The organism is Thermodesulfobium sp., from assembly GCF_053498235.1.
Genome location: NZ_JBRCUV010000042.1, coordinates 1 through 10,780, shown reverse-complemented (window position 1 = coordinate 10,780; position 10,780 = coordinate 1). Strand labels below are relative to the sequence as shown.

Annotated in this window: 9 protein-coding genes and 1 tRNA gene; 9 read left to right on the top strand and 1 reads right to left on the bottom strand. The window is 32.7% G+C overall.

Features of this window, described 5'->3' with window-relative positions:
* The first annotated feature begins 80 nt into the window (after positions 1–80).
* From ACWIUX_RS05950 to ACWIUX_RS05910, 9 genes are all read left to right on the top strand, one after another.
* Entirely contained in the window at positions 81–1,172 is a 1,092-nt protein-coding gene (locus ACWIUX_RS05950; RefSeq protein WP_448589812.1) for a class II glutamine amidotransferase, read from the top strand.
* On the top strand, positions 1,159–2,673 hold the full coding sequence (locus tag ACWIUX_RS05945) for a glutamate synthase-related protein (RefSeq protein ID WP_448589811.1): 1,515 nt from the start codon (positions 1,159–1,161) through the stop codon (positions 2,671–2,673). Before ACWIUX_RS05950 ends, ACWIUX_RS05945 begins: the two co-directional genes overlap by 14 nt.
* A 9-nt stretch (positions 2,674–2,682) precedes the next feature.
* On the top strand, positions 2,683–3,417 hold the full coding sequence (locus tag ACWIUX_RS05940; protein WP_448589810.1) for a GltB/FmdC/FwdC-like GXGXG domain-containing protein: 735 nt from the start codon (positions 2,683–2,685) through the stop codon (positions 3,415–3,417).
* Positions 3,418–3,476: 59 nt separating this feature from the next.
* Positions 3,477–4,802 carry a replicative DNA helicase gene (dnaB, locus tag ACWIUX_RS05935; RefSeq protein ID WP_448589809.1) on the top strand — a complete coding sequence of 442 codons (1,326 nt, stop codon included), beginning with the start codon at positions 3,477–3,479 and terminating at the stop codon, positions 4,800–4,802.
* A 20-nt stretch (positions 4,803–4,822) separates the two neighbouring features.
* Positions 4,823–6,130, top strand: coding sequence for an adenylosuccinate synthase (locus tag ACWIUX_RS05930; RefSeq protein WP_448589808.1), 1,308 nt, complete (start codon positions 4,823–4,825; stop codon positions 6,128–6,130).
* Positions 6,131–6,152: 22 nt separating this feature from the next.
* Positions 6,153–6,725, top strand: coding sequence for a 5-formyltetrahydrofolate cyclo-ligase (locus ACWIUX_RS05925; protein WP_448589807.1), 573 nt, complete (start codon positions 6,153–6,155; stop codon positions 6,723–6,725).
* The gene (locus ACWIUX_RS05920) at positions 6,722–7,441 is read left to right on the top strand and encodes a biotin--[acetyl-CoA-carboxylase] ligase (protein ID WP_448589806.1); all 720 of its coding nucleotides are present in this window, start codon (positions 6,722–6,724) and stop codon (positions 7,439–7,441) included. The genes ACWIUX_RS05925 and ACWIUX_RS05920 overlap by 4 nt, the downstream gene beginning before the upstream one ends.
* Before the next feature lie 14 nt (positions 7,442–7,455).
* Positions 7,456–8,952 (top strand): threonine synthase, encoded by a 1,497-nt coding sequence (gene thrC / locus ACWIUX_RS05915; RefSeq protein ID WP_448589805.1) that lies wholly within the window; start codon positions 7,456–7,458, stop codon positions 8,950–8,952.
* Positions 8,953–8,977: 25 nt separating this feature from the next.
* A tRNA-Thr gene (locus ACWIUX_RS05910) sits at positions 8,978–9,053 on the top strand.
* A gap of 32 nt (positions 9,054–9,085) precedes the next feature.
* Here the strand turns inward: ACWIUX_RS05910 and ACWIUX_RS05905 are convergent.
* The coding region (locus ACWIUX_RS05905) for a sensor domain-containing diguanylate cyclase (protein ID WP_448589804.1) at positions 9,086–10,780 on the bottom strand (1,695 nt) is incomplete at its 5' end.

Here is a 10,780-nt window from a genome sequence, read left to right as displayed (position 1 = left end):
TTATAAAATAATTTAATTTGCTATCTATATAATATCTATTGTAAAATAAATAGTTCAATAATTTTTTAGAGGAGGTTTTCATGATACCTGCTTTGGAACATATACCATCTGGATGTGCAGCAGCGGGAATCATGAATCAGTCAGGTGTCTGCATATCTGGCGATGCAATTCTTGACATGATGTCAGTTATGCACTCCAGGTCAAATGGTTTAGGTGGCGGCTTTGCTGCTTATGGTATTTATCCGGAAATTCCAAATTATTATTGTTTGCACATTATGTTTGATACCGAATCAGCAAAAAGAGAGGTAGATTCCTTAATTGAAGAAAACTTTATAACAGAGCGTGAGGAAAAAATTCCTACAAGAACTATTGAGGAAATTAAAGACCCTCCTCTTTTGTGGAGGTATTTTGTTCTTCCAAAACCAGATAAGTTGATAGCTAAAGATATGGAATCTGATGATTTTGTTGTAAAGTTGGTAATGCTTATAAATACAAGAATTCCAGGTTCTTACGTAAATTCTTCAGGGAAAAATATGGGTGTTTTTAAAGGGGTAGGCTATCCTGAAGATATTGGTCGCTTTTTTATGTTAGAAAAATATAGCGCGTATATTTGGACTGCACACGGAAGATTTCCTACAAACACTCCAGGTTGGTGGGCGGGAGCTCATCCTTTTTCTATTCTTGATTGGACGGTAGTTCACAACGGAGAAATTTCTTCATATGGGATCAATAAAAGATTTTTGGAAACATATGGCTACAAATGTGTACTTCTAACTGATACCGAAGTAATAGCATATACTTTTGATTTATTAGTTAGAAAGCACGGTTTACCTTTAGATATCGCGTGCAACGTTGTAGCAGCTAAGTTTTGGAAGGATATAGAACTTATGTCAGAAGAAGAAAAGAAACTTCATACAGCATTGAGGATGACTTATGGGAACCTACTTTTGAATGGTCCATTTGCAATTATTGTTGCTACTAATAATTACATGATGGGTTTAAATGACAGAATTAAGTTAAGACCTTTAGTTTATGGTAAAAAAGGTGATTTTTCATATTTAGCTAGTGAAGAGTCAGCTATTAGGAAGGTAGAAAGTAATCTTGAAGACGTTTATTCCCTTATAGCTGGTGAACCTTTGAAAGTAGAGGTAAAGAAAGATGTCTGTGCTTGATAGGCTTCTTCCTGAATTTTTTGTGAAAGTAGATAAAGAGCTTTGCATAAAGTGCGGACAATGTGTAATGAACTGTGGTTTTTCAGCCTTACTTCAAGATAAGAACAAGAACGTAAAACCGGTTCATGAAAAATGTGTGGCCTGTCAAAGATGTATGTATGTTTGCCCTACAAAAGCTATACAGGTAAGTAAATTTCCTGGTACTCAAAAGCATAATGATTATTGGAAACCAGAATATATAAATAATATAAAAAAGCAGGCTAATAGCGGTGGAATACTTCTTACAGCCGCAGGGAATGACAAACAATATCCTATAATTTTCGACAGATTATTATTAGACGCTTGTCAAGTTACCAATCCATCAATTGACCCTCTTAGAGAGCCAATGGAAACAATAAGTTATCTTGGTGAAAAACCTGTTAATATATTTATTGAATTCAAGGATAATAAGTATATTTTGAAAAATAACCTAAAGCCAAATGTAAAACTTAATTCTCCAATCATATTTGCTGCTATGTCATATGGGGCAATATCATTAAATGCTCACAAAGCTCTTGCACGGGCTGCGAAGGAATGTGGCATTTTAATGAATACTGGTGAAGGTGGTTTGCACAAAGATCTTTATGAATATGCAGATAATATTATTGTTCAAGTAGCTTCGGGTAGATTTGGTGTAACTCCTGAATATCTTAAGAGGTCTGCTGCAATTGAGATTAAAATAGGGCAAGGAGCTAAACCTGGAATTGGAGGACATTTGCCTGGATACAAAGTAGACGATGAAATTTCTTTTACCAGAATGATTCCAAAGGGCACAGATGCTCTGTCTCCTGCTCCTCATCATGATATTTATTCAATTGAAGACCTAGCTCAGCTGATTGCTTCTTTAAAGGAAGCAACTGATTATTCAAAACCTGTAGGAGTTAAAATTGCTGCAGTTCATAATGTTGCAGCAATTGCATCAGGGGTTGCAAGAGCCGATGCAGATTATATTGTAATTGACGGTTTTAGGGGAGGTACAGGTGCAGCTCCTAAAATGATAAGAGATCATATTGGAATACCAATAGAGCTTGCAATTGCAGCTGTTGATGATAGACTAAGAAAGGAAAAGATTAGAAATAAAGTTTCCATAGTAGCTGCGGGTGGCATAAGGCATGCTGCGGATATGGCTAAAGCGCTAGCTCTTGGCGCAGATTTTGTTACTATTGGAACCGCCGCACTAATAGCCATTGGTTGTACCCTTTGTCAAAAATGCTATACAGGAAATTGTTCATGGGGAATTGCTACTCAAAGACCTGATCTAGTTAGTAGACTTGACCCAGATGAAGCTTCTAAAAAACTTGTTAATTTAATAAAGGGTTGGAGCTTAGAATTAAAGGAAATAATGGGCGCATTGGGAATTAATGCGATAGAAAGCTTAGTTGGGAATAGAGAAAGACTAAGGGCACTTGAACTTTCAAGTGAAACTTTGGAAGTTCTTGGCGTAAAGCCTGCCGGGAGGTAAATGGTAGATATGATTACTGTAGATGCTTTAAATATGGATTCTAAACAGTTGAATAGAAAAATTAAAGAGTTAGTTTCACAAGGACAAAAAGAAATTAATATTATAAATGTTCTTGGACAAAGATTTATTGGAAATGGAATACAAGACAATAGTTTAAAAATTACTATACATGGAGTTGCTGGAAACGATTTAGGAATGTTTATGGAAGGTGTCAGTATTGAGCTTTTTGGAAATGCACAGGATGGAGTGGGAAATACATTAAATGGTGGAACAATAAGTGTACATGGAAATGCAGGAGATGTTGTTGGTTATGCTGCCAGAGGTGGAAAAATTTTTATTGAAAAGAATGTTGGCTACAGAGTTGGAATTCACATGAAAGAATTTGAAAATAATGTGCCTGTGATAGTTGTAGGAGGAAGTGCTGGAAGTTTTTTGGGAGAGTATATGGCAGGTGGCATTTTGGTAATTTTAAATATAAACTCGCCTAAAATAATGAAAGCTGATGCAATCGGTACTGGTATGCACGGAGGGAAAATTTATATACGCGGTGATGTAGATATAAACAATATAGGCAAAGAAGTTGTGATTCTTGATATTGATGACAATGATTATAAAATTTTAAAAAATATTTTAAAAGAATTTGGCAACAAGTTTAACTTTAATGCTGTAGAACTTTTGAAAGATAAGTTTATTAAACTTAAGGCAATATCTCATAGACCTTATGGAAATCTTTATGCATATTAGCATCAAATTCGATAATATTTTGAATATGATATATAATATGCTTTTTTAACTTTTAATCTATGTTAGATAGAACTCCTCCATACAATTTGGAAGCTGAGCAAGCATTATTAGGATCTATGCTCCTAAGCAGGGAAGCGATTGCAATTTGTGCTGAAACTATCAAGCCTGAATATTTCTATAAAACTGCTCACAAACATATATATTCTTCTATTATTGAACTTTTTGATAAGGGTGATCCTGTAGATATAGTAACTTTATCTGAGAAGTTATCTACAAAAAATCTATTAGACGAAATAGGTGGTCCTGGCTATTTGGCAGATTTGGTTTCAAACTTATTAACGCCTGCAAACGTACAATATTACGCAAAATTAATTGAAGAAGCTGCACTATTCAGAAAACTTATAGAGGTTGGTACAGAAATTGTAGAAATTGGTTTTTCTAAGGAAAACATTGAAGATGCTCTTGATAGAGCAGAAAGGTTAGTTTTTGAAATAGCACAAAAAAGATCTAGAAAGGGATTTGTTCGTATTTCAGATGCCCTTACTTCTACCTTTGAAATGATTGACAAATCTTTTCAAAAAAAATCTGGAATAACCGGAGAACCTAGTGGCTTTAAAGATTTGGACTTTCTAACAGCAGGATTTCAACCTTCGGATTTGATTGTTATTGCTGCGAGACCGTCAATGGGTAAAACTGCCTTTTGTCTAAACCTTGCACGATATTTATCTGGACAGCCAGGAAAAGCAGTTGGAATCTTCTCCCTCGAAATGTCAAAAGAACAATTAGCCCAAAGATTGATTTGTGCTGAAAGTATGATTGATATACATAACCTTAGGACTGGAAATATTCAAGATCATGAATGGCCTAAACTTACAAGGGCCTTATCAAAGCTTTCTGAGTGCAACCTTTATATTGATGATACTCCTAATATTTCTATGCTTGAAATGAGAGCAAAATCAAGAAAATTAAAAAGCGAAACTCCTTTATCTTTGTTAATAGTAGATTATTTACAACTTATGCAAGGAAAAAAAAGTGAAAATAGAGTTCAAGAAGTTGCTGAAATTGCTAGATCGCTTAAAGCATTAGCTAGAGAAATAGAAGTTCCCATAATTGCACTTTCACAATTATCTAGGGCTGTTGAGAGTAGAACCGAAAAGAGACCAGTTTTGTCTGATTTAAGAGAATCTGGTGAAATTGAACAGATTGCTGATGTAGTTGCATTTATATATAGAGACGAGTATTACAACCCAAAATCAGAAAAGAAGAGAATAGCAGAAATAATTATTGCTAAACAAAGGAATGGACCACTTGGTAAAGTAGAGCTTGTATTCTTAAAAGAACAAGCAAAATTTGTAAATAAAGATGATTTTTATAGTAGCGAGTAAAATTTTGGAGGTGTAGTTTAATGCCAGGGATTGTTATTGTTGGAGCACAATGGGGAGATGAAGGCAAGGGCAAGATTACCGATTGGCTTGCACAAAGAATGAATCTAATTGTGAGATATCAGGGAGGAGATAACGCAGGTCATACTGTGGTGGTTGACGATAAAGAGTATAAATTCCACAATATACCTTCGGGAATTTTATATCCTGATAAAAAATGTATAATCGGTAACGGTGCTGTTTTAAATCTATGGATGTTATACAAAGAAGTTGAAAGTTTAAAAGAAAGAGGTCATGAATGTAAAAATCTTTTTATTAGCACAAGAACTCACTTAATTTTGCCCTTCCATCCAATTATAGATAGATGGAAGGACCAAACTCCAAATGGTAAGGTGATTGGAACCACAGGTAGAGGAATTGGTCCAACATATATGGATAAATATGGAAGAGTTGGTATTAGAATGGGCGATCTTTATTGCTCTGAATCTGATTTAAAGGATTTATTATACAAATCCTATGAAGAAAAGGTGAAGCTTTACGGTAAATTTGTAGATCTAAGTTCGGTAAACGTTAATTCAATTTTCAATGAACTGCTTAAATTCAAAGAATACTTTGCTGATCACGTTATAGATTCGGTTTATGAAATAAACGATGCCTTAAAGAATGGCCAAAAGGTATTGTTTGAGGGGGCTCAGGGAACTCTACTTGATCTGGATCATGGAACGTATCCTTTTGTAACATCCTCACATCCAACTGCTGGAGGAGCCTGTATGGGTGCTGGGGTAGGACCAAGGTATATAAATAGCATTATTGGTATAGCGAAGGCTTACACTACGAGAGTAGGAGAAGGCCCTTTTCCAACTGAGCTATTTGATGATATTGGTGAAAAAATAAGACAGAGAGGTCATGAATTTGGTACTACTACTGGTCGACCTAGAAGAACTGGATGGCTTGATGCTGTAGTTTTACACTATAGTTCAATTGTTAATTCACTAGATGGTTTTGCACTTACAAAATTAGATGTCTTAGATGATCTTGATACCTTAAAGATTGCTTACGCATATAAATTGAAATCAGGTAAAGTTGTAGATAAGATGCCATCTTGTATGTCTGATTTGTACAATGTTGAATTGTTGTATGAAGAATTACCAGGATGGAAGACTGATACAACTAATGTTAAAAAATTTGAAGATTTGCCGGAAAATGCTTTAAGATACATTAAAAAGATTGAAGAACTATCTAAAACGCCTGTATTATTCGTAAGTATAGGTGCTAAAAGATCTCAAACACTAATAGCTGATGATTCAATTTTAAAAAAGTTAGGAATTTGAAATAATTTAAAGCAAGTTCCCCATGAAAAAAGTATTAATTAGAAAAATGATTCTTAAAAAAAGAGAAGATCTTAGTTTAGATCTTCAAAAATCAATGAGTCAGGCTATTTGCTCGAAAATTATAAAGAGTTTGTTTTATTTAGAAGCAAATAGTTTAATGTTGTACTCTTCTATAAGAGGTGAGGTTGATTTAAAGGCACTATACATAGATGCCTTGAAAAGACATAAAAGCGTCTTTTTGCCAACGATATCTTTTAAAAGTTTAAAAATTGATCCTGTTCAGTGCTTTATAGATACAATATGGGAAAAGGGACCTTATGGCATCTTAGAACCTTTATATAAGCCAAATAGAATTAAAATGGTAGATTTTGACTTGGTTTTTGTTCCGGGAGTAGCCTTCGATCGTAACTTTAATAGAATAGGTTTTGGCAAGGGGTTCTATGATAATTTTTTAAAAAGATTACCTAAAACCACCTTAAAGATCGGCGTAGCATTTAATATGCAGATAGTTGAAGATATTAGCTCAGATCCATGGGATATTAAAATGGATATGATAGTTACTGAAAAGGGTTTTCTTTGCCGTGAAGAATCATGAAAGAGCTTGACACAATATTATTACTAAAAAAGACAGAAAGCACTCAAGATGTATCAAAAAATTGGATTAGAAAGTATGGTTTTTCTCCGGTTATAGTTGCATCGGAACAAACTAAAGGGAGAGGACAGAGGAATTCATTGTGGCAATCTAATAAAGGTGGGTTATGGTTTTCGGTATCTTTAGAAAATTTTTCTACTTTTAAAGATACTTTAATTCCTCTTATGTGTTCATATTCTGTAATAAAAACCTTAGAAAAGTTAGCTTTAAAACCACTCATTAAATGGCCAAACGATGTTATTATATTTCAAAAGAAAGTTGCAGGTATTCTTGTGGAAAAGTTTATCTTTAACAGAATAGTATATTATATTTGTGGGTTTGGAATAAATGTTAATAATGAAATTAATATTGAGAATATTAGTTATCCTGCAACTAATCTAAAATCAATTCTCAATAAAGAAATAAATATTAATTCGCTTTTATTTAATATTCTAGAAGTTTTTGAAAATATTTTAGAAAATTTTTCTGACACGTTTTTTAGTATGGTGTTAGAAGAGATAAATTGTAAACTTTTTTTGAAAAATCAATTTATAAATATTAAAAAACAAAATGAGCTTATTTATAATGCAATTTTGGACTCGATCGGCTCTTCGGGAGAATTAATTTATATTTTGAACGGAGAATATCATTCTTTATTCTCTGGAAGGATCATTTTCTAATATGAGGTGTAAAAATGTTTTATAAAAGCACTAGGGGATTTAACGAAAAACTTTTAGCTTCGAAAACAATTTTAGAAGGAATATCAAAGGATGGTGGGCTTTTTGTACCCGAACAAATACCTGTAATTAGTATGCAAGAAATTTTAAATTTAAACAGTTATCAAGATACTGCTTTTTTAGTATTAAAAAATTTTTTAACTGATTATACTGATGAGGATCTTAAATTTTCTATAGAAAAAGCATATAATGCTAGCAAATTTGATGATAAGAGAATCACCCCAATTTTTAACTTTGATAATAATTGTTTAATCACTGAATTGTGGCATGGTCCAACTTCTGCGTTTAAAGATATTGCTCTTCAAATTATGCCAATTTTATTATCTATTGCTAGAGATAAAAATAAGGTAAAAAATGAAATAGTTATATTAGTTGCCACTTCTGGTGATACTGGAAAGGCAGCTCTTGAAGGATACAAAGATGTAAAGGGTACTAAAATAATAGTTTTTTTCCCGCATAACGGCGTAAGTGAAATTCAAAGGTTACAGATGGTTACTCAAGAAGGATCTAATACGTTTTCTTATGCAGTTAAAGGGAATTTTGATGACGTTCAGAATAACGTAAAAGCAATATTTAATGATAGAACTTTAAATAATATTCTTATAGAACATGGATTTGAGTTATCTTCAGCTAACTCTATAAACTGGGGAAGACTTGTTCCCCAAATTGTATATTACTTTTATTCATATATTCAAGGCTTACAAAAGGGTTTGTTTAAAAACGGAACTAGAGTTAACTTTGTAGTTCCTACAGGTAATTTTGGAAATATTTTAGCTGGTTATTATGCAAAAAAAATGGGTTTACCAATTAAAAAGCTTATTTGTGCTTCTAATAGCAACAATGTACTTACGGATTTTATTAACACTGGAGTTTACAATAAAAAAAGAAGGTTTTATAAAACGATCTCACCCTCTATGGATATTCTGATATCAAGTAATTTAGAGAGACTTTTATATGATTTATCTGGTGGTGACTCAGATTATGTTGCAAGTCTGATGAACCAATTGAAAGAAGATGGAATGTATAGAGTTGATTTAAGGATGCATAAAAAAATAAGAGATTTATTTTGGGCTGATTGGGCTGATGATGATATTACAAGAAGACAAATTTATAAAGACTACACAGAAAAAAACTACCTCCTAGATACACACACTGCAGTTGCTAGAGCTGTTTATTTTAAATATATTGATCAAACTTCAGACGATACTTATACTTTTATTTTATCAACTGCCAATCCTTATAAATTTTCAGTAAGCATTTACGAAGCTTTGTTCGGTAAACCAAATCACTACAAAAGTGAATTTGATTTAATGTTTGAAATTGAAGAGAAAACTAAAGTTCCAATACCAGAGCAGTTAAGATCTCTTAAAGAAAAGAGTATAATTCATAAAGGTATAATAGATAAAGAACTTATGAGCGATATAATATTAAAAACCTTGAATATAAAATCATAATTTTCTGGTATAATAAAACTTTAACGCCAACGTAGCTCAGCTGGCAGAGCAACTGATTCGTAATCAGTAGGTCGGCGGTTCAAATCCGCCCGTTGGCTCCAGTAAGTTTAGTAAATTACTTAAATGCAAATTTTCATTTTAGATTGCATTTTACGCAATTTTTGCCATCAGCTTTTGCTTTATAAAGTAACATATCGACTCTTTTAGTTATTGAGTCTATATCATCATTTTGTTGATAATCTGTAACCCCGAAGCTTGCAGTAATAGAGCATGCTATTCCAAAAATATTTAGTTTAGATATTTCGTTATTTAGCTCGATAGCTTTTTTGCAAGCAAATTGCGAATTTGTATTTGTAAGAAGTATCATAAACTCCTCTCCACCCCACCTAGCTATAAAATCAGTTTTCCTTATTCTTTTCTTTACAAGTTCAACTACATTAATAAGAACCTTATCCCCTATTGAGTGTCCATATGTATCGTTTACATTCTTAAAGTTGTCAATATCAAACATTATTAGAGAAAATGGTATTTTATTTCTTTTAGTTCTCTCTATTTCTTCTTCGAGTCTTTGTTCAAAATATCTTCTGTTGTAAGATGATGTCAAAGAATCCATGATAGAAAGAAGTCGATAGTTCTCTTCACTCTGTCGAAGCTTCTCCTCGAGCATCTTTCTTTCGGTAATGTCTTGAACTGTCCAGATAGAAGTTTTTTCGTTTTCATCTAATACATTCGCAGTAACTTCACAGATTATCTTTTTGCCGTCAGCTCTCTTTTGAGCTAATTCGAGCGCTTCTATTCGTTTATTTCGAAAGAGTTCATCATATATTGTTCCAATTCGATAATATTCATCTTGATCAAAAAATAATATTTTTGTAGGCTTTCCTGTTAAAGAGTCAGTATTTTCGTAACCAAAAATTTGGGCAAATTTAGAATTCACCTGTACAAATTTTCTATCCCTTACAAGAGCAATGCCAATCAGAGCGTTATCGATAATATTTTTTCTAATTTCTGAGCTCTCTTTCTCTTTCTTTCTAAGATCTAATCTATCAAGGCCCAATGAGATATCTTTTGAAAGTTCTTCTAAAAGTTTTTTTAAATCTTCGTTAAATACATTCTCGCTGCCGTGATAAACAGAAAGATTCGCCCATATTTCTTTATTTCTAAAGATAGGAATAGTAGCACTCGATTTTATGCCAAACTTTGATGCAGCTTCTTTCCATGGATAATTAAAAGATTTTTTATCAAATGTTTGGCTATATGTAGGTCTCTTTTCTCTCCAAGTTCTGCCAGATAGACCTTGACCTTCAGGAATATTTGGGTTGGCAGAGATAAAGATGGAATTGGCATAGTCTGTTTCACCACTTGAAGCTAAAATCCTAAAAACATCATTTTCATCAGGCCGTGCAATAAAAGCAAGCTTTAAATGGCCATATTTAACTGCAATATCACAAATTGATTGTAGCAGTGTTGACTCATCTTCTACATTTAGTAATAATTGGTTTACTTGAGAGAGTAAAGATCTAAAATCTATGATTCTCCTAAGATTCATCTCTCTACTTTTAAGGAATACTAATAAAAATATATTTAATATTACTGTCAAAATTAAAATGATAATTTCGAAAGGCCATCTTTCAAAAGATGAGTTTATATAATTTTGCCATATCAGGCTTTCTGGATAGTAAACTTTTATCTCGAATGGATATTCTGAAACATTTACAGATATCCTGTAATTTTCTGGAGTTTTTGAAGTATCAATAATAAAAAAGCCATCCTTAAGCGTTCCTATCTTTTCGTTATTTCTATTATCTATAACTACGAAATTGAAATT